This window comes from Streptococcus infantis (assembly GCF_047463275.1).
Lineage (GTDB): Bacteria > Bacillota > Bacilli > Lactobacillales > Streptococcaceae > Streptococcus > Streptococcus infantis_AF.
In genome coordinates, this window is record NZ_JASHEE010000004.1 from 52,064 (window position 1) to 69,981 (window position 17,918).

General features: G+C 41.3%; 21 protein-coding genes. 17 read left to right on the forward strand and 4 right to left on the reverse strand.

Annotated features, from left to right (window positions below; genetic code table 11):
• Window positions 1–83 precede the first annotated feature (83 nt).
• Window positions 84–800, forward strand: a complete 717-nt coding sequence (locus QM923_RS06705) for a YebC/PmpR family DNA-binding transcriptional regulator (protein WP_414291320.1) — start codon at window positions 84–86, stop codon at window positions 798–800.
• A 21-nt stretch (window positions 801–821) separates the two neighbouring features.
• On the opposite strand, the gene QM923_RS06710 is transcribed toward QM923_RS06705, so the two are convergent.
• Together QM923_RS06710 and QM923_RS06715 are read right to left on the reverse strand one after the other, a co-directional pair.
• The gene (locus tag QM923_RS06710) at window positions 822–1,001 is read right to left on the reverse strand and encodes a hypothetical protein (RefSeq protein WP_414291321.1); all 180 of its coding nucleotides are present in this window, start codon (window positions 999–1,001) and stop codon (window positions 822–824) included.
• Window positions 1,002–1,380: 379 nt separating this feature from the next.
• A complete protein-coding gene (locus tag QM923_RS06715) occupies window positions 1,381–2,064 on the reverse strand; it encodes a hypothetical protein (RefSeq protein WP_414291322.1) in 684 nt (227 codons plus the stop codon).
• Window positions 2,065–2,271: 207 nt separating this feature from the next.
• Between QM923_RS06715 and QM923_RS06720 the strand changes: the two genes are divergently transcribed.
• The 16 genes from QM923_RS06720 (at window position 2,272) to QM923_RS06795 (ending at window position 14,991) form a co-directional block, all read left to right on the forward strand.
• Window positions 2,272–2,733: a MarR family winged helix-turn-helix transcriptional regulator gene (locus QM923_RS06720; RefSeq protein ID WP_414291323.1), complete on the forward strand. Its 462-nt coding sequence runs from the start codon at window positions 2,272–2,274 to the stop codon at window positions 2,731–2,733.
• Window positions 2,717–4,486: an ABC transporter ATP-binding protein gene (locus tag QM923_RS06725; protein WP_414291324.1), complete on the forward strand. Its 1,770-nt coding sequence runs from the start codon at window positions 2,717–2,719 to the stop codon at window positions 4,484–4,486. Before QM923_RS06720 ends, QM923_RS06725 begins: the two co-directional genes overlap by 17 nt.
• A complete protein-coding gene (locus QM923_RS06730; RefSeq protein ID WP_414291325.1) occupies window positions 4,476–6,236 on the forward strand; it encodes an ABC transporter ATP-binding protein in 1,761 nt (586 codons plus the stop codon). Before QM923_RS06725 ends, QM923_RS06730 begins: the two co-directional genes overlap by 11 nt.
• Before the next feature lie 112 nt (window positions 6,237–6,348).
• Window positions 6,349–6,852, forward strand: coding sequence for a phosphatase PAP2 family protein (locus QM923_RS06735; RefSeq protein WP_414291326.1), 504 nt, complete (start codon window positions 6,349–6,351; stop codon window positions 6,850–6,852).
• Between the two features lie 118 nt (window positions 6,853–6,970).
• On the forward strand, window positions 6,971–7,417 hold the full coding sequence (locus QM923_RS06740) for a LytTR family DNA-binding domain-containing protein (RefSeq protein WP_006155797.1): 447 nt from the start codon (window positions 6,971–6,973) through the stop codon (window positions 7,415–7,417).
• A gap of 4 nt (window positions 7,418–7,421) precedes the next feature.
• Complete coding sequence (locus tag QM923_RS06745; RefSeq protein WP_006149237.1) at window positions 7,422–8,096, forward strand: LiaF transmembrane domain-containing protein; 675 nt, start codon at window positions 7,422–7,424, stop codon at window positions 8,094–8,096.
• Between the two features lie 107 nt (window positions 8,097–8,203).
• Complete coding sequence (gene rpmB / locus QM923_RS06750; RefSeq protein ID WP_001140948.1) at window positions 8,204–8,392, forward strand: 50S ribosomal protein L28; 189 nt, start codon at window positions 8,204–8,206, stop codon at window positions 8,390–8,392.
• Window positions 8,393–8,546: 154 nt separating this feature from the next.
• The gene (locus QM923_RS06755; RefSeq protein ID WP_414291327.1) at window positions 8,547–8,912 is read left to right on the forward strand and encodes an Asp23/Gls24 family envelope stress response protein; all 366 of its coding nucleotides are present in this window, start codon (window positions 8,547–8,549) and stop codon (window positions 8,910–8,912) included.
• A gap of 2 nt (window positions 8,913–8,914) precedes the next feature.
• Window positions 8,915–10,579, forward strand: coding sequence for a DAK2 domain-containing protein (locus QM923_RS06760; RefSeq protein WP_414268717.1), 1,665 nt, complete (start codon window positions 8,915–8,917; stop codon window positions 10,577–10,579).
• Between the two features lie 10 nt (window positions 10,580–10,589).
• Window positions 10,590–11,135, forward strand: a complete 546-nt coding sequence (locus QM923_RS06765; protein ID WP_247913146.1) for an SP0191 family lipoprotein — start codon at window positions 10,590–10,592, stop codon at window positions 11,133–11,135.
• A gap of 166 nt (window positions 11,136–11,301) precedes the next feature.
• The gene (locus QM923_RS06770) at window positions 11,302–11,493 is read left to right on the forward strand and encodes a hypothetical protein (protein WP_000681201.1); all 192 of its coding nucleotides are present in this window, start codon (window positions 11,302–11,304) and stop codon (window positions 11,491–11,493) included.
• Window positions 11,490–11,684 (forward strand): hypothetical protein, encoded by a 195-nt coding sequence (locus QM923_RS06775; protein ID WP_006146175.1) that lies wholly within the window; start codon window positions 11,490–11,492, stop codon window positions 11,682–11,684. The genes QM923_RS06770 and QM923_RS06775 overlap by 4 nt, the downstream gene beginning before the upstream one ends.
• On the forward strand, window positions 11,671–12,555 hold the full coding sequence (locus tag QM923_RS06780) for an ABC transporter ATP-binding protein (protein WP_414268718.1): 885 nt from the start codon (window positions 11,671–11,673) through the stop codon (window positions 12,553–12,555). Before QM923_RS06775 ends, QM923_RS06780 begins: the two co-directional genes overlap by 14 nt.
• Window position 12,556: 1 nt before the next feature.
• Complete coding sequence (locus tag QM923_RS06785; protein WP_414268719.1) at window positions 12,557–13,294, forward strand: ABC transporter permease; 738 nt, start codon at window positions 12,557–12,559, stop codon at window positions 13,292–13,294.
• Window positions 13,294–14,391 carry a sensor histidine kinase gene (locus QM923_RS06790; RefSeq protein ID WP_414291328.1) on the forward strand — a complete coding sequence of 366 codons (1,098 nt, stop codon included), beginning with the start codon at window positions 13,294–13,296 and terminating at the stop codon, window positions 14,389–14,391. Before QM923_RS06785 ends, QM923_RS06790 begins: the two co-directional genes overlap by 1 nt.
• The gene (locus QM923_RS06795) at window positions 14,392–14,991 is read left to right on the forward strand and encodes a response regulator transcription factor (protein WP_036758105.1); all 600 of its coding nucleotides are present in this window, start codon (window positions 14,392–14,394) and stop codon (window positions 14,989–14,991) included.
• A 60-nt stretch (window positions 14,992–15,051) separates the two neighbouring features.
• Here QM923_RS06795 and QM923_RS06800 read toward each other — a convergent pair whose 3' ends face one another.
• Window positions 15,052–16,626: a hypothetical protein gene (locus QM923_RS06800; RefSeq protein WP_414291329.1), complete on the reverse strand. Its 1,575-nt coding sequence runs from the start codon at window positions 16,624–16,626 to the stop codon at window positions 15,052–15,054.
• Between the two features lie 70 nt (window positions 16,627–16,696).
• Window positions 16,697–17,917, reverse strand: a complete 1,221-nt coding sequence (gene dcm, locus QM923_RS06805) for a DNA cytosine methyltransferase (RefSeq protein WP_414291330.1) — start codon at window positions 17,915–17,917, stop codon at window positions 16,697–16,699.
• Between the last annotated feature and the right edge of the window lies 1 nt (window position 17,918).

Below are 17,918 nucleotides of genomic sequence, written 5' to 3' on the forward strand. Positions count from 1 at the left end.
GAAAAATCCATTTCCTCTAGTGAAAATCGGATAGACTTGTGTTATAATAAGAAAGATTAAAATGTGAAAAAAGGAGATTCCTAATGGGACGTAAATGGGCCAATATCGTAGCCAAGAAAACGGCTAAAGATGGAGCTAACTCTAAAGTATATGCAAAATTTGGTGTAGAAATCTATGTAGCAGCTAAAAAAGGTGAGCCAGATCCAGAACTAAACACTACTTTGAAATTCGTTATCGATCGTGCCAAACAAGCGCAAGTGCCAAAACACGTTATTGATAAAGCTATCGATAAAGCAAAAGGAAATACAGACGAAACCTTTACAGAAGGACGTTACGAAGGATTTGGGCCAAATGGTTCAATGTTGATCGTTGATACCTTGACTTCAAACGTTAACCGTACAGCTGCCAATGTCCGTGCTGCTTTTGGTAAAAACGGTGGAAACATGGGAGCTTCAGGTTCTGTATCTTACCTATTTGACAATAAGGGTGTTATCGTATTTGCAGGTGAAGATGCTGATGCCATCTTTGAGCTTTTGCTTGAAGCAGATGTCGATGTAGACGATGTAGAAGCAGAAGAAGGAACAATCACTGTTTACACAGCTCCAACTGACCTTCACAAGGCTATTGTGGCTTTGCGTGAATCTGGTATCGAAGAATTCCAAGTGACAGAACTTGAGATGATTCCTCAATCAGAAGTTGAGTTGTCAGGTGAAGATTTGGAAACATTTGAAAAACTTTACAGCGTTCTTGAAGACGACGAAGACGTACAAAAAATCTACACAAACGTAGATGGGTTCTAATTAAAAAACAGTGACCAAGAGTCACTGTTTTTTAATTGTAGCAAATTCATAAAGTTTTTCTGCGGTTAGGAGGGCCATTTTGTCCATGCTTGTTTTTCCTTTTCTAAGGTCAGAAACAGTAGTCCATGGAACTCCAGCGCCTTGCGAAATAGCAGATGTAGACATCGAACTGTCTAATAATTCTTGAATAACTTTTCTCATATTTATTTGTCCTTTTTATTTTTGAGATAAATGTATACATTAATGGCGATTATAAATATAGCTATTGCACTAACCATTGGTTCCCTCTTTTCATTTGATAAAATAGAAGTTCGAAGGCCTTTCGCATCTACTTCTTAGCACTTCCTTTTTTCTTTTACTGAATTTGGGCTTTATTTTGCGATAGATGTTACTGTTTTAGGAATATTTTCTATCGCCTTTTCAAGTTATTTGAGCCGATCTTCTTTGTACATCTCAGCTAGCCCTTACCTTATCTTGATTATATCATATCACGGTACGCCGATAGATGCAAGAGTTTTTATGAAGTTTAAAAAATAAGGGGAAAATGTCGTAAATCACTGAAAAACTAAGCTATTTTATGTTAGATTCTGATACCAGTATCATATTGTTTTTGAGATTCCAATCCTAGGGCAAATTTACGGATGAGAAGAAACTGGCCGTTCTCCTGTTTTACGAAAGTCAGTACAACTGTCTTAGTATTAGAACCGAGGGATAGATAGGTGATTCTCTTGATGTCGTAGTCACCTGAGGTTGACTCGATTTCAGAATCCGGTTGGCCATGCTTGCTGATAATATCTTTATAGTTGGAGCCCCCTTTTCCTCTGTTTGCAGTATCACCTTCGATCAAAGCATCGAATTGTTCCTTGGTCCAAGTGAAGGAATCGGTATCTTCCGTATTATCCTCATCATTATCCTCATCGGTGCTATTATCTGGTAGCGTTCCAAAATCGTCATCCTCTGTTAAAGAGGTCAGACTTCTGTATGGGTGACGAAAATTTCTAGCCAGGTCGGTAAAAACACTAGAAGGGAGTACTTGCGTTGTCAAAACAAGGAAAATGGATCCAATGCCTAGGGCAGTTCCAATAATCGCCAATATTTTACGGTTTTGGAGATTGAGGATGATACCAAAAACACCTAGACCTATTGCAATAATAGCAAAGAAAAAAGATAGTACGCTGATGATTGGCAACCAGGATCCGAGAAGTGCAAGGCTTCCCAAGATGATAGCAATGATTCCTAAGATTTTCTCTTCTTTTTGTTTCATTTCTAAATTTCTCATTTCTAATCAAGCTGAAATCTTATCCGTGTGAGATATTGTTTATTATAGATAAAATGAGAACTAATGTCAATTTTAAATAAAATAGTTCTCCTGGAAACTTTTTTCTTGACATCCTATTTGAAAATGATAAAATAGTTCTCATGAAAACTAATTGGTTCTCTTGGGAACTATTTTGTTTAGAAGGGAGCAATCATGGATAAGCCAATGTTAACTTTTAAACGTTTTGGTCATCAGGTTCACCTTATGGTGCAAAAGGAAGCAAAACGTTGTGGTATTGAATTTATGGGCGGACCGCAGGGCCAAGTCATACGATTTTTAGACTATCGTGAGGAGTCTGGACAGGCGGTGTTAATCAAGGATATTGAGCAGGAACTCAATATCACCAAGTCAGTCGCCAGCAATCTAGTGAAGCGTATGGTACAAAATGGTTTGGTGGAATTGGAAGTGAGTCCAAATGACAAGAGAGCCAAGTACGTTCGATTGACGGATAAATCACGCTCTCAGATGAAGCCAATCAAGTCTTTCTTTGATCGAATTGACCGTAGTCTACTTGATGGAATTTCTGAGGAAAAACTAGCTGTTTTTGAAGAAGTCATGGGTCGACTACAGGCTAATGTAGAGAAAATGGGAGGTAAGAATGAAGAAACTCGCTAAACGTATCACAGGAAAAGAGTGGGGAATGATTCTCTTGACTGTTCTCTTTACCTGCTGCTCGGTCTATCTAGAGTTAGAAGTACCGACTTACGTTTCAAAAATAACAGAATTACTCGGAACGCCAGGTACGGAGTTGGGAGACCTTTGGTCGCCAGCAACTAAGATGATGGGTTTGTCATTCTTGGCCTTCCTATCATCTGTAACAGTTGGATTTTTTGCCGCTCGAGTTGCGGCATCCTATACGGCTCAACTACGAAGCGATATTTTTAATCGTGTTTTGGATTACTCTCAGACAGAAATTAAACGTTTCTCTATTCCTAGTCTTTTGACTCGGACAACCAATGATATCACGCAGATTCAGATGCTCTTTACCATGGGACTTCAGGTAGTTACTCGCGGACCAATCATGGCATTCTGGGCCATTGGTAAAATCCTTGGCAAGTCTGAATACTGGATTTGGGCAGTAGTGGTGGCAGTCATTGTCAATGTTCTGATGACAACTGTCTTGATGACTTTGGCCTTTCCTAAACAATCTGTCATTCAAAAATTGACAGATAAACTCAATAGTATCACTCGTGAAAGCTTGACAGGGATTCGGGTTGTTCGTGCTTATAATGCTGAGGAATATCAAGATAAGAAATTCGAAGAAGCCAATGATGAAGTCACACGACTCAATCTCTTTGTCAGTCGCTTAATGGCCATTATGAATCCTATTATGATGGCGATTTCTAGCGGCTTGGTCCTTGCCATTTACTGGATTGGAGCCTATCTTATCAACGACGCTAGCTTGACAGAGCGTCTACCCCTCTTTAGCGATATGGTGGTCTTCATGTCCTATGCTATGCAAGTGGTAATGGGCTTCTTACTCATGGGTGCTCTCTTTATCGTCTTGCCTCGTACCTTGGTTTCTGCAGGTCGTATCAATCAAGTCTTGGACCTTCATTCCTCTATTGAAAATCCTAGTCACCCACAGACAGCAAACTCTTCTGTAAAAGGTCAAGTGGAATACCGCGACGTAACCTTCCGCTACTCTAAAAACTCAGAAGCAGTTGTGGAACATGTTAGCTTCAAGGCAGAAGCAGGGCAAACCATTGCCTTTATCGGCTCAACTGGTTCTGGTAAATCTACTCTAGTTAACCTCTTACCCCGTTTTTATGATGTATCAGAGGGAGAAATTCTAGTAGACGGCGTCAATGTTCAGAATTATGACTTAGAAGATTTGCGTAATAAAGTTGGCTATATCCCTCAAAAAGCTGTGCTCTTTTCTGGAGATGTTAAGGGCAATCTCGACTTTGGTAAGAGTCAAGAAACGCCACTAAGTGAGACGGCCATGTGGCAAGCTCTGGAATTGGCCCAGTCTAAAAACTTTATCGAGGATAAGGAAGCAGGTCTTGACTCAGAAGTGGCTCAAGGTGGGACCAATTTCTCAGGTGGACAGAGACAACGTCTGGCCATTGCACGCGCCTTGGCTCGTAAACCAGAGATTCTCATTTTTGATGATTCATTCTCAGCCTTGGACTACAAGACCGATCGTATCTTGCGTCAAGTATTAGCTGAAAAAACACAATCCATGACCAAGTTAATCGTTGCTCAACGCATTTCAACCATTATGGATGCAGACCTGATCTTAGTCTTGGATCAAGGTAAAGTCGTGGGACAAGGCACCCACAAGGAACTTCTTGCAAGCAATGAAGTTTACCAAGAAATTGCCTACTCACAACTATCGAAGGAGGAATTGGAACATGGAAAATAAGAAAATGTCCTTATGGAAACAGTGTAGACCTTTTCTAGCAGGTCTCCAACTTCCCCTACTAATCGCAGTTGTGGCGGCGATATGTTCAAGTATTATCACGGTTTATGGACCAACTAAGATCAAAGAAATTACCAATTTGATTTCAGATGGGTTAATGACAGAGATTGACCTAGAGGCTGTCTCAAGTATTGCTAGCTTTTTGGTTATCCTCTATGTGCTTGGGATTATCCTGAACTATACGCAAGCCTACATTTTTTCAACTAGTATCCAACATTTCTCAAAACGTTTGCGGACAGCTATTGCTGAGAAAATCAATCGCTTGCCACTTGCTTATTTTGACCGTCATTCTCAAGGGGACACCCTTTCTCGTGTGACTAATGACGTTGATACAGCAGCTCAGTCTCTTAACCAAAGTCTTGGGACAGTTCTCTCAGCTAGCTTTTTACTGATTGCTGTTTTGATTACCATGTTTGGTATGAACTGGATTTTGGCACTAGTAACCGTTGTTTCAACACTTGTTGGATTTACGGCGGTTTCCGTAATTATGGCCAAGTCGCAGGGCTACTTTAAAGCTCAACAAAATAACCTAGCAGCTGTAAATGGCTATGTGGAAGAAATGTACTCTGGCCACAATGTGGTGACCAGCTATAATGCTGTGGAACCAACAAAAGATACATTTGCAGGCTTGAATCAGATTCTACATGATAGCATCTGGAAATCTCAGTTTATTTCTGGTATCATGATGCCTGCCATGGTCTTTGTAGGCAACTTTAGTTATGTTCTAGTCATTATCGTCGGTGCTGCCTTGGCTCTTGAAGGGTATATCAGTATCGGGATTATTGTAGCCTTCATGGTTTATGTTCGAACATTCTCGCAACCCTTATCACAGATTGCCCAAGGAATTACCAGCTTACAACAAGCTAGTGCAGCCATGACTCGTGTCTTCGAATTTCTAGGTGAAGAGGAAATGGAAGATGAATCTCATAAGGAAAGACAATTGACCAACATGAAGGGTGAAGTGGTCTTTGACAGAGTTTCATTTGGCTACACACCGGAACGAACGATCATTCATGACTTTTCTGCGACAGCTCATGCAGGTCAAAAGATCGCGATTGTCGGACCAACTGGTGCTGGGAAGACGACTATTGTTAATCTCTTGATGAAGTTCTATGAGATTGATAAAGGAAGTATTCGCATTGATGGTGTGGATACCAAGGCTATGAAGCGCTCAGAAGTACACGATGCCTTTTCAATGGTCTTGCAGGATACCTGGCTCTTTGAAGGAACCATTCGTGACAATCTCATCTATAATCAAACAGGTATCAGTGATGAACGTGTGATTGAAGCTGCCAAAGCAGTAGGAATCCACCACTTTATCACAACCTTACCTGATGGATACGATACTGTTTTGGATGATACAGTGACCTTGTCAGTCGGGCAGAAACAACTCTTGACCATTGCTCGTGCTCTGCTCAAGGATGCTCCGCTCTTGATTCTGGACGAAGCAACATCCTCAGTCGATACTCGTACGGAGGAGTTGATTCAAAAGGCTATGGACCGTTTGATGGAGGGACGCACATCCTTTGTCATCGCCCACCGTTTGTCAACGATTCGCAATGCTGACTTGATTCTGGTCATGAAAGAAGGAAACATCATCGAGCAAGGCAATCATGAAGAGCTTATGGCTCAGGGTGGTTTCTATGCAGACCTCTACAATAGTCAATTTACAGAAGACCAAGCAGAAGAATAAATCTCAGAAGGCTTGACGGCCTTCTTTTTCTACTCTATACTAGAGTAGGAGATGCTAGCAGACTCGTTCTGTCAGACTTCTTGTGTAAAATCTAGAAACAACGAGAAAACAGATGAAAAACTATCAAGAGTGGTACGAGAAGAGGAAATCAAGTCTTCTTCGACATCCACAACTATTGCAATTGATGCGAGTCTTTAATCGCATGATGACAGTTCTGATGCCCTTAGCTTACTTGACCTTGTTGGGAACAAACTTTGTAAGTAAAGGGGTTGGTAAAGACCTTGCTGCTTATATTTTGGTGCCGGCTTTAGGCTTTGTCCTATTGACGCTAGTTCGTAAGTGGATCAATCAACCGCGTCCTTATGAGAATTGGGAAATTATTCCGCTACTAGACAAGGACAGTTCTGGGAATTCAATGCCTAGTCGCCATGTATTTTCAGCAACCATCATTTCCATGGCTTGCTTGCATGCAAATCTGCCTGTTGGGATGATTTTATTGGTTTTATCAGCTTTTCTCGGCCTTGTGCGAGTCTTGGGTGGCGTTCATTATCCCAAGGATGTTTTAGTTGGTTACGTCTGTGGTCTCCTCTTGGGAATTCTTTTCTTTATTTTGTAAGAAGCAAAGCAAGTGGGCTTGGCCTCGTAACCACTTACGGGTCAAAAGTGACCACTTGCTTTTTTGCCCTTGTAAAGTCTTCCAGCCTTTGGTATAGTAGATGCAGAAAGGAGATAGGATGAAGTTACGAATCGAGATTGATAGTGAATTAACTGAAACAGAGATTGTCATCAAGGCTGCAGCCCTAACAGATGAAATAGCCGATTTGCAACGACTCTTGCAAGAAACCAAGGCTCCTAGGTTGATCTTTTATAAGGGGACGGGTGAGTACTACTTAGACTTGGCAGAAATCCTCTTCTTTGAGACGGAAGGTAGCAAGATTTATGCCCACACCCAGAAAGAAGCCTACGAGGTTCGACTCAAGCTTTATGAGTTGGAGTCCATCCTGCCCCGCTATTTCAGTCGGGTATCCAAGTCGACCATAGCCAACCTTCGGCAGGTCTACTCGGTGGACAAGTCCTTCTCAGGGACAGGCACTATTTCCTTTTATCAAACCCACAAGGAGGTTCACGTGTCACGGCACTACCAATCCCTCCTAAAAGAAAATCTAAGAAACATGAGGTAAGAAGATGAAAAAGAAAGCATTTGGTATTGTGTTGCTAGTGTTGGCAGCTTTAGTATTGTTACAGGGGAATTTTGGTATTCCTTCACTTGAAGGGGAAATTTGGCCCTTGATCGGTATTGGATTTTTTGCCTATCAATCAGTTGAGGCAATCCTTCGTCGTCATTTCACTTCAGCCTCCGTTACAGCCCTAGTGGCCCTCATGATTGCGAATCATTTTTATGACATTTTACCGATTCCCAATCAATCACTGTTCTGGGCAAGTGTTCTCATCGTGCTTGGAGTAAGTATGCTAACTCATACTAACAGAACTTGGAATGGGAAAAAATGGTGGTATGACGGTGAAAAGACCATTCTGACAGATAAGGAAGTCGCTTTTGGGGCGGGTACATTTTACAAGCAAGACCAAGAATTGGTAGAAGACGAGTTTGAAGTCGGATTTGGGAATGCCAAAATCTATTATGACAATGCAGAGATGTTAGGAGATAGCGCAACCTTGAAGATAGAAGTCGGATTTGGGAATGCAGTTATCTATGTGCCCCAACACTGGAGAGTGGACCTGAAGGTGGAAACTTTTTGTGGTGCAGCCAAGGCAGATGCTCCTGTAGCCCCAACCAGCAAAACCTTGATTATCCGTGGGGACGTAGCTTTCGGGAAACTTGGTGTCGTCTACGTCAAATAAAAAAAAGTCTTCCAATTCCCTTGCCAAAAATAAGAAAGTGTGATAACATAGTACGGTATGTGGTGCTAGCACATCCGCTATATTAGATCTAATAGGAGGAAAACACAATGGCTAAAGTATGTTACTTTACAGGTCGTAAGACTGTATCAGGAAACAACCGTTCACACGCGATGAACCAAACTAAACGTGCCGTAAAACCAAACCTTCAAAAAGTTACTGTTCTTATCGATGGTAAACCTAAAAAAGTTTGGGCTTCAGCTCGTGCTTTGAAATCAGGAAAAGTAGAACGCGTTTAATAAACATGAAAAGACCTACAGGGTCTTTTTTGTTTTGCTCGACAGCTGGAATTATTTGAAAAATCAAGCAAATATCCGATGATACATCATTCTGCTTTTACAGTTGGGCTGAAATATGATAAAATAGAGTATCAACTAGTTGAGGTAAAAAAAGATGACTGTAAAAATTAATACAAAAGATGGTCAAATCGAACTAACAGATGATGTGATTGCTACTGTTGTAGGCGGAGCAGCAACTGAGATTTTTGGTGTGGTCGGTATGGCTAGTAAAAATGCCCTCAAAGATAATTTCCAAGCCCTTCTTGGTAAGGAAAACTATTCTAAAGGTGTAGTTGTTAAAGCGGCTGAAGATGGTAGCGTTGCAGTTGATGTATACACTGTCTTGAGCTACGGAACAAAAATCAGCGAAGTATCAAAAAACATCCAAGAGCGTGTACGTTTTAGTTTGGAAAATCAACTTGGAATTACTACTCAGACTGTGAATGTCTTCATTCAAAATATCAAAGTTGTAGGAGAATAATCGTGTCAAATATTACTACAAGCTTATTTCAAGAAATGGTACAGGCTGCTTCAACTCGTTTGAACAAGCAAGCCGAATATGTCAATTCATTGAACGTCTTCCCAGTTCCAGACGGAGATACAGGAACAAACATGGGAATGACGATCGAAAATGGTGCTAAAGAAGTAGCAGATAAACCAGCTTCAACAGTTGGTGAGGCTGCAAGTATCTTGGCTAAAGGTCTTTTGATGGGAGCGCGTGGAAACTCAGGAGTTATCACTTCTCAGCTTTTCCGCGGATTTTCACAAGCCATTAAGACAAAAGAAGAGCTAACAGGAAAAGACCTAGCTCTTGCTTTCCAATCAGGTGTTGAGGTTGCCTACAAGGCTGTTATGAAGCCTGTTGAAGGGACAATCTTGACAGTATCACGTGGTGCTGCCATCGGTGCTAAGAAAAAAGCAGAACAGACAGATGATGCCGTTGAAGTTATGCGTGCAGCCTTGGAAGGAGCTAAAGCAGCCCTCGCTAAAACTCCAGAAATGCTTCCAGTATTGAAAGAAGTTGGCGTTGTGGACTCAGGTGGTCAAGGGTTGGTCTTCATCTATGAAGGATTCCTTTCAGCTCTTACTGGTGAATACAGTGCGTCTGAAGACTTTGTAGCGACTCCAGCCAATATGGGTGAGATGATCAATGCAGAACACCACAAATCTGTAGCCGGACATGTAGCAACTGAAGACATTACCTTTGGTTACTGTACTGAAATCATGGTTGCCCTTAAACAAGGTCCAACTTATGCTAAAGAGTTTGACTACGAAGAATTCCGTAACTACTTGAACGAACTTGGGGATTCTCTACTTGTTGTCAATGATGACGAAATCGTTAAAGTTCACGTCCATACAGAAGATCCAGGACTTGTTATGCAAGAAGGTCTCAAGTATGGTAGCTTGGTCAAGGTTAAAGTCGATAACATGCGTAACCAACACGAAGCGCAAGTAGAAAAAGAAGCGCAAGTCAGCAAGCCAGCTGAAGAAAAAGAATATGCTCTTATCGCAGTAGTAGCTGGACAAGGCTTGGCAGACATCTTCCGTGCACAAGGTGTGGACTATGTCATCGAAGGTGGACAAACCATGAACCCTTCGACAGAAGACTTTGTCAAGGCTGTTGAGAAAGTCAATGCTCGCAACATCATCTTCTTGCCAAACAACAAAAATATCTTCATGGCAGCTCAATCTGCAGCTGAAGTATTGGAACAACCAGCTGTTGTAGTAGAAGCTCGTACAATTCCTCAAGGATTGACTAGCCTTCTAGCATTTGACCCAAGCAAGTCTATCGAAGAAAACCAAGAACGCATGACTGCGGCTCTTGGGGACGTTGTCAGCGGTAGTGTAACAACAGCCGTTCGTGACACGACTATCGATGGTCTAGAAATTCATGAAAATGACAATCTTGGTATGGTGGATGGTAAAATCCTCGTATCAAACCCTGACATGCACCAAACCTTGACTGAAACCTTGAAACACATGTTGGATGAAGACAGTGAAATCGTAACCTTCTATGTTGGAGAAGACGGAAGCGAAGAATTGGCAAATGAAATTGCTCAAGAAATCGCAGAAGAATTCGAAGATGTCGAAGTAGAAATCCACCACGGTCAACAACCAGTTTACCCATATCTTTTCAGTGTGGAATAGGAGATTCATATTGAAGAAGATTCTAGGATTAACACTTATTTCGGTAACTCTACTTGCAGGTTGCAGTAAGTTGCTACCTCACCGCTCAAGTGACAAGAGTAAAGCGAGTGATCCGTCTACAAGTCAAACGACAACCAATCAAGCAAAAGAAGAAAAAACAAAAGTTCTTAAAGGGAAAATGGATGAATTTGATGTCACCATGACCTTTGTTTATACGGATGTTGTTAAAAACTTCAAGATGGATATGCTTGGGAAAATAAATGAGGAGATTCCTGCTGGAGTTACTCCGGAAGAATTCCAAACAATCTTCCGTGAAGCTATGGAAGATAGTCCAGAGTATCTTGAAATAAAGGACGAGCCTGGTGTTAATGTAGAATATTTTATCACCGAGGACAAAAAGATGAGAGTCGTTATGGAACTCGATCTTGAAAAAGCAGACTTGAATAAAGTAAAAAATACATATTTCTTTAAACCACTTGCGGATAGTATAGAAGACTTTAAAAAGCCTAATACACTAATCGCTGCATTAAAATTACACGGATTTAAAGAAGAATAAAAAAAGAGGTCGGGAGTTTCCCGACCTCTTTTTGATTTTCAGAGAATTCGATTTTCATAGCGATTAGACTTTTTGTGACATTTGTCATATTTCCTCATGACAGAAGCTTCTAGTGATTCTACCTTCAAAGAATTATACTAGATGTATCAAATGGAGGAAGAAAAAAATGAAACATAAAGTAATTGTCGCAATGAGTTTAGTAGCAGCAGGAGTCATGACTTATCTCATGTTTTCAGGATTGGATGAAGGCTTCTATCATTTTCCTTGGGAACTATTTGCAGGATTTGGCATGATGTCTTGGTTGATCCGAGAAGGTTTGAAATTGGTCTCAGATGTGAAAAAGGAGTTTGAAAAATGAAAAAAGCGATTCTCTATCTTTTTATTGGACTATCACTAGTGGTATGGTTGGTAGAAATGTTTACAGGTTGGTTTGATCAAGCCTTCCTTCACCAATTCATCCGTGGTGCCTGGGGATTAGGATTTATGATTTTTATCGCCTTTCCGATGGGAAAGGAGTGGCTGAAAGGAGAATATCATGAACATGATTAAGGTAGAAAGCCTAAATAAAAACATCAAGGGCAAGGCTATTTTGAAGGATATTTCCTTTGAGGTAGCTGAAGGTGAATGCGTCGCCTTGATTGGTCCCAATGGTGCTGGGAAGACCACACTCTTGGACTGTTTGCTAGGAGATAAACTGGTCACCAGCGGTCAAGTATCCATCCAAGGCTTGCCAGTGACGAGTTCTAAGTTAGACTACACAAGATCCTACCTACCTCAAGAAAATGTCATCGTTCAGAAATTAAAGGTCAAAGAGTTGATTGCTTTCTTTCAAAGCATTTACCCAAATCCCTTGAGCAATCGGGAAATCGATCAACTATTGCAGTTTGACCAGCAACAAAAAGAACAATTTGCAGAAAAATTATCAGGTGGACAAAAGCGTCTCTTCTCTTTTGTCTTGACCTTGATTGGCCGACCAAAGCTAGTCTTTTTAGATGAGCCGACTGCTGCCATGGATACTTCAACCCGCCAACGCTTTTGGGAAATTGTTCAGGAGCTAAAAGCTAAGGGAGTTACCATTCTCTATTCGTCCCATTATATCGAAGAGGTGGAGCATACAGCGGACCGAATCTTGGTCTTGAATAAGGGAGAGTTGATTCGCGATACAACACCTCTAGCCATGCGCAGTGAGGAGATTGAAAAGCACTTTATCCTTCCTCTAGCATACATGGAAGTCATTGAGCAGTCTAACTTGGTTGAAAACTGGTCACAAAAACAAGATGCCCTGCAAGTAGTCACACGCGAAGCAGATGCTTTCTGGGAACTTTTAGTGCAAGCAGGATGTAGGATTCAAGAAATTGAAGTCAATAACCGTAGCTTGCTGGATACAATCTTTGAAGAAACACAAAAGGGAGATGACTAAGATGAAACGATGGATTTCACTAAATAAGATAGAATTTCTATTGACCAAACGTCAATTAGTCTATTATCTATTATCCGTAGGGATGCCGACGGCCTTCTATTTATTCTTTTCAGGTATGTACCAAGACACACCCGGTGGATCAGATAATTTTATGCGTGATTACCTCATCTCCATGACAGCCTTTTCCATGATGTCGACAGCTATGTTTTCATTTCCAGCTGTTTTACATACCGATAAAATCAACAACTGGCAGAAAACATTACGCCATACTCCAGTAAATATGGTAGAATATTATCTATCAAAGATAACAAGTATGATGGTTGATTATTTGGTCTCAATTCTGGTTGTTTTCTCAGTTGGGCACTTGATCAGAGGTGTGGATATGCCTCTAGGAAGCTGGATTGGGGCTGCGCTCTTGCTGATAGTAGGAAGTGTTGCCTTTGTAGCGCTTGGCTTGACCTTGACACTCTTGCCATCTAGTCAGCTGATGTCTGTCGTGGGCAATCTTCTCTATCTAGGCTTGGCTGTGTTAGGCGGACTCTGGATGCCCATCTCTTTATTTCCAGACTGGATGCAAGCAATCGGGAAGTGCCTACCAACTTATCAGTTGATGGAGTTGCTCAAGACCTTCTTAAACGAGGGTGGCATCAATCTATCAGCCACAGTTTATCTACTTGTTTTTTCAGCAGTTTTGTTTGGTTTGACCATTTACCTTCAAGGTCATAAGGAGAATGCTTAATGCTTGAAAGACTAAAAAGCATACACTATATGTTTTGGGCCAGTTTGATTTTTATGGTTTTCCCTATCCTCTCTGCAGTGATTGGGGAGATTCCTAGCTGGCATTTACTAGTTGATATTCTATTTGTGGTGGCTTACTTAGGCGTTTTAACCACCAAGAGTCAGCGATTATCCTGGCTCTTTTGGATTATCATGCTAGCCTATGTAGCTGGGAATACCGTCTTTATTTATGGGAACTATGTGTGGTTCTTCTTTTTCCTTGCCAATCTTTTGATTTATCATTTTAGAGTTCGTAGCCTACGTTCTCTTCATGTCTGGACTTTTCTCCTTGCTCAAGTTCTTGTTGTTGGACAACTTATGATGTTTCAGTCAGTCGAAACTGAGGTTGTAGCCTTTGAGCTTGGGATTCTTACTTTTGTGGATTTGATGACATTGGGCTTGGTTCGGATTCGCATTGTGGAGGATTTGAAAGAAGCGCAGGCTAAGCAAAATGCCCAGATAAATCTATTGCTTGCTGAAAATGAACGCAGTCGTATCGGTCAGGATTTGCATGATAGTCTGGGGCATACCTTTGCTATGCTAAGTGTCAAGACAGATTTAGCTTTGCAGTTATTTCAGATGCAGGCCTATCCACAGGTGGAAAAGGAATTAAAAGAAATTCACCAGATAAGTAAGGATTCCATGAATGAAGTGAGAACCATTGTGGAAAATCTCAAATCACGGACCCTAGCTTCAGAGCTCGAGACTGTCAAAAAGATGCTAGAGATTGCTGGGATTGAAGTTCAGGTTGACAATCAGTTGGACAAGGCTAGTTTGACCCAAGATGTGGAGTCGACAGCTGCTATGATTTTGTTAGAACTTGCGACCAATATCATCAAGCATGCCAGCGCTGAAAAAGCCTATCTAAAACTGGAACGTACAGATCAGGAATTGGTCCTGACAGTTAGAGATGACGGGAAAGGATTTGCAAATGTAAAAGGGAATGAACTTCATACAGTCCGTGACCGTGCAGCAGCCTTCTCAGGTCAAGTAGAGTTGGTCAGTTTGAAAGATCCCACAGAGGTGCGCGTGCATCTGCCTTATAAGGAGAGAAAGTAGATGAAAGTATTAGTCGCAGAAGATCAAAGTATGCTTAGAGATGCCATGTGTCAACTCTTGAGCTTTCAACCAGATGTGGAGGCTGTCTTGCAGGCGAAAAATGGAGCTGAAGCTATTGAGGTTTTGGGGAAAGAAGCAGTAGATATTGCCATCCTTGACGTCGAAATGCCAGTCAAGACAGGACTCGAAGCGCTCGAGTGGATCAAACAAGAAGTGCCTGAAACCAAGGTGGTTATCGTTACAACCTTTAAACGTCCAGGCTATTTTGAACGAGCGGTCAAAGCAGGAGTCGACGCCTATGTCTTGAAAGAGCGAAGCATCGCCGAACTCATGCAAACCCTGCATACGGTGTTAGAGGGACGCAAGGAATATTCTCCAGAGCTGATGGAAGTCATGATGACACATCCCAATCCCTTGACCGAGCAGGAAGTCGCTGTTTTGCATGGAGTAGCACAGGGGCTGTCCAACCAAGAAATTGCGGATAAGCTCTACCTCTCAAACGGCACCGTCCGTAATTACATGACCAATATCCTCTCCAAACTAAACGCAAGCAACCGAACCGAAGCAGCCAAAACTGCCGAAGAAGAAGGCTGGTTGTGAGGGGGAGAAAGAAAAAATCTCTTAGAAATAGATCTAAGAGATTTTTTGCACTATTCAAGTCTATTTTGCTACCCAGCCGATGGCATCACTAGGCGGATTTTCGGGATCAATCCAGACAAATTCAATTCCAATTTCGCCATTTTTAAACTTGGTCAAACGAATTCCGTTGATTTCCAGTTCATTTAGACGTTGACCTGTCAAGATTTCTCGTTCCTTCAACTGGAAAACACCACGCAAGATCCAATTTCCAAGAATTTCTTGCTTATCAGTTGACTGAATCGCCTTACCAGCTTCTTGGTTGATATAGGCATTGATGACATCACCAGAAGGTAAAAATCTTAGTTTAAAGGTTCTTTCCTCTTTGGATAGAGCTAGTTTTTTAGTACCAGATTCAAAGGTCCCAAATCCTGGTCCGAAGAAGTCAGGCCTTTCATCGTGGAAATTTTTGGAGTCAGGCAGAGGAATGTAAACCTCACTAACTGGACGATAGACGAGTTGTTCGATTTCTTTAATGAGCTTTTCATTGCCAGTCTCGTGGACAAAGTGAATCAAATCCTCACGAATCACCTTCATCTGAGCTTTTTCTTCCTTGCTAGTCCATTTTTTCAAGAGGATTTCTTCTAGGGAGAAGGTCACAAAAGCTAGTTCTTCTGAAGCCAGACTGTCCTTAAATTTATCCTGAATCTTTAAAATTCGTGGGAGACGATCTTTTTTGGCTAGTTTTGAACCACCGTTAAAGGCATTAAAACCAGAGTTTTCTTCTACATTTCCATGTTTGTCTGTGATTACCCAAGACACCGTTTCTAAGATATGGGATTGTTCCTTTTCAGCTGTTAGCAAATGAAGATTTTCAAAGAGAGAAAAAGGATCTTCGATGTAATGAACGTCCCAAGTATCTACCACAATATCTTTATTATTAAAAGTTATGTGGAGCTGGCTGTCAGCTGCTGTGTACTTGTAGTGGTGTTGCCCATCTGTAAATCGGAAATTAGTTGGATTGTTTTTGGTAGTTGATCCTTCAATGACCAGATTATCGATATCAACTGGTAAATAAGATGTTTCACCGACAAAAATCTTTGGATTTTCTCCCTTTGGTGTTGGCATTAGAACGTGATAAACAGCTTCAACATTGACTGAGTCAGAATTGAATCCCTTGATTTGCGCCTTAGAAGATTCGATTCTCTGATTCCTCAAAGTCGCAATCTTTCGAGCTAACTCTTCATAGCGTTGATAATTTTCCTTGTCTGCAGCCTCTTTATCAGCTGAAATATCCGCATGAAATTTGATGTCACCTAATAAGTCCGTCCAAGATTGAGAATCTTTCTTGAACTGAGCGATTTTTTGGTCTCCTGAATTAATCCCAAAAGACTTGATACCCACTAGGTATTTATGATTTTCATCCACAACGACGGAAGCATCATAGGAAGTATTGGCGATATCTTCCCCAACAGCATTAAAAGCCTTCTGGAAAACAGTCTCCTGGAATTTGGAGTTGACGATAGGAGCGACAGAATGTTCTGTTTGTTCCTCGTCTTCGGATTCTGCCTTTTGAGAGAAAGCTTGGCTCAAACTAGCGAAGTTAGTAATTAAGGTTTTGTATTTGTCTTTTTGTTCAGACTTTAGATGTTCCCACATAAGCACCCTCTTTTCTATTTTCAGTATATCAAAAGAAGATTAGTTTTTCACTAATCCTCTTATATATTCGTTAATTAATACTGTAAAATTCGAGTTTGCCTTGTTTTTTGACAAATCTCAAATACTCTTCATCTGACAGAACCGCTAAACCATCGTCATAAGCCTTGATTTTTTCAAGAGCCTGATCATAGCTATCTACAAAGTCTTTAACATAGGATTGTCCCTCAAATTGCCCATTCATCTTGGTGTAGATAATGGCAAATTTTCCAGAGCGGTCAAGCTGAGATTGTCCTCGGCTCTCATTTAAAGCCTTAGCAACTTTCTCTGCAATGCGTTTAATTACGGGAACAACGACACTGTTTCCAGCTTGCTTGTAGAGCTGACCGTTAGAAACCCCCTCTGGGATTTTAAAGGATTTAGGGTAGCCTTGTACATTGAAGGTTTCCTTCGGTGTCAGCTTACGAATCTCACCACTGTCCGTCAAAATCAATGGAACGTTATGTCCACCTGTTCCCATATTTGCTGTTAGGGTAGGTACGACGCCGTTTTTATTTTCACGGACATATTGACGGCGCCACTGATAGACCGTATCTTGACTAGTCACTTCAAACTTCAACTGGTCGTAGAAATTTTGCTTGCCTTTACGATAGTAGTAGACTTCGTCTAGCTTATCGCCAAAGCTAATCACATCCTGAAGGGTAGTAGTCAGTTTGATTTCCTCTGGGAATTCAAACAAGTCATAAGCTTCCTTGGTATCAAAACCAACAATGTAAATCCGCTCACGGTTTTGTGGGATATTTCCATAATCTTTTCCGTTGAGAACCTTCCACTTGATAAAGTAGTTGTTCTCGGTCAAGGCTTCACGAATGACCTTGAAGGTATTGCCATGGTCATGACCGACCATGTTTTTGACATTTTCGATGAAAATAGCTCGAGGTTTGCATCCCTCAATCATGCGAAGCAATTCGAAGAAAAGATCCCCACGATCATCATCAAAGCCCTTGCGATAACCTGCAATACTAAAGGCCTGACAAGGGAAACCTCCCATAATCACATCCACGCGCTCAGCTGGAATATCCTCTGGCTGAACATCGTGAATATCACGACCATCCAAATAGGTATCTGGATGGTTTAACTGATAAGTCTGACGCGCATACTTATCAAATTCATTGGCATACACCACTCTGAACTCGTTGGTCTGTTCAAATCCCAACTCAATTCCCCCAACACCTGAGAAGAAAGCTGCAATGTTGTATTTCTCAGGTCGGTTCGAACTTACAGAATTTGTCATG

Excerpts from the sequence above, each read along its gene's own strand:
- rpmB (WP_001140948.1), top strand. The coding sequence starts at position 8,204 with ATGGCTAAAGTATGTTACTTTACAGGTCGTAAGACTGTATCAGGAAAC.
- QM923_RS06795 (WP_036758105.1), top strand. The coding sequence starts at position 14,392 with ATGAAAGTATTAGTCGCAGAAGATCAAAGTATGCTTAGAGATGCCATG.
- QM923_RS06730 (WP_414291325.1), top strand. The coding sequence starts at position 4,476 with ATGGAAAATAAGAAAATGTCCTTATGGAAACAGTGTAGACCTTTTCTA.
- QM923_RS06740 (WP_006155797.1), top strand. The coding sequence starts at position 6,971 with ATGAAGTTACGAATCGAGATTGATAGTGAATTAACTGAAACAGAGATT.
- QM923_RS06705 (WP_414291320.1), top strand. The coding sequence starts at position 84 with ATGGGACGTAAATGGGCCAATATCGTAGCCAAGAAAACGGCTAAAGAT.
- QM923_RS06770 (WP_000681201.1), top strand. The coding sequence starts at position 11,302 with ATGAAACATAAAGTAATTGTCGCAATGAGTTTAGTAGCAGCAGGAGTC.
- QM923_RS06725 (WP_414291324.1), top strand. The coding sequence starts at position 2,717 with ATGAAGAAACTCGCTAAACGTATCACAGGAAAAGAGTGGGGAATGATT.
- QM923_RS06710 (WP_414291321.1), bottom strand. The coding sequence starts at position 1,001 with ATGAGAAAAGTTATTCAAGAATTATTAGACAGTTCGATGTCTACATCT.
- QM923_RS06715 (WP_414291322.1), bottom strand. The coding sequence starts at position 2,064 with ATGAAACAAAAAGAAGAGAAAATCTTAGGAATCATTGCTATCATCTTG.
- QM923_RS06800 (WP_414291329.1), bottom strand. The coding sequence starts at position 16,626 with ATGTGGGAACATCTAAAGTCTGAACAAAAAGACAAATACAAAACCTTA.
- dcm (WP_414291330.1), bottom strand. The coding sequence starts at position 17,917 with ATGACAAATTCTGTAAGTTCGAACCGACCTGAGAAATACAACATTGCA.
- QM923_RS06720 (WP_414291323.1), top strand. The coding sequence starts at position 2,272 with ATGGATAAGCCAATGTTAACTTTTAAACGTTTTGGTCATCAGGTTCAC.
- QM923_RS06755 (WP_414291327.1), top strand. The coding sequence starts at position 8,547 with ATGACTGTAAAAATTAATACAAAAGATGGTCAAATCGAACTAACAGAT.
- QM923_RS06735 (WP_414291326.1), top strand. The coding sequence starts at position 6,349 with ATGAAAAACTATCAAGAGTGGTACGAGAAGAGGAAATCAAGTCTTCTT.
- QM923_RS06785 (WP_414268719.1), top strand. The coding sequence starts at position 12,557 with ATGAAACGATGGATTTCACTAAATAAGATAGAATTTCTATTGACCAAA.
- QM923_RS06775 (WP_006146175.1), top strand. The coding sequence starts at position 11,490 with ATGAAAAAAGCGATTCTCTATCTTTTTATTGGACTATCACTAGTGGTA.
- QM923_RS06780 (WP_414268718.1), top strand. The coding sequence starts at position 11,671 with ATGAACATGATTAAGGTAGAAAGCCTAAATAAAAACATCAAGGGCAAG.
- QM923_RS06745 (WP_006149237.1), top strand. The coding sequence starts at position 7,422 with ATGAAAAAGAAAGCATTTGGTATTGTGTTGCTAGTGTTGGCAGCTTTA.
- QM923_RS06790 (WP_414291328.1), top strand. The coding sequence starts at position 13,294 with ATGCTTGAAAGACTAAAAAGCATACACTATATGTTTTGGGCCAGTTTG.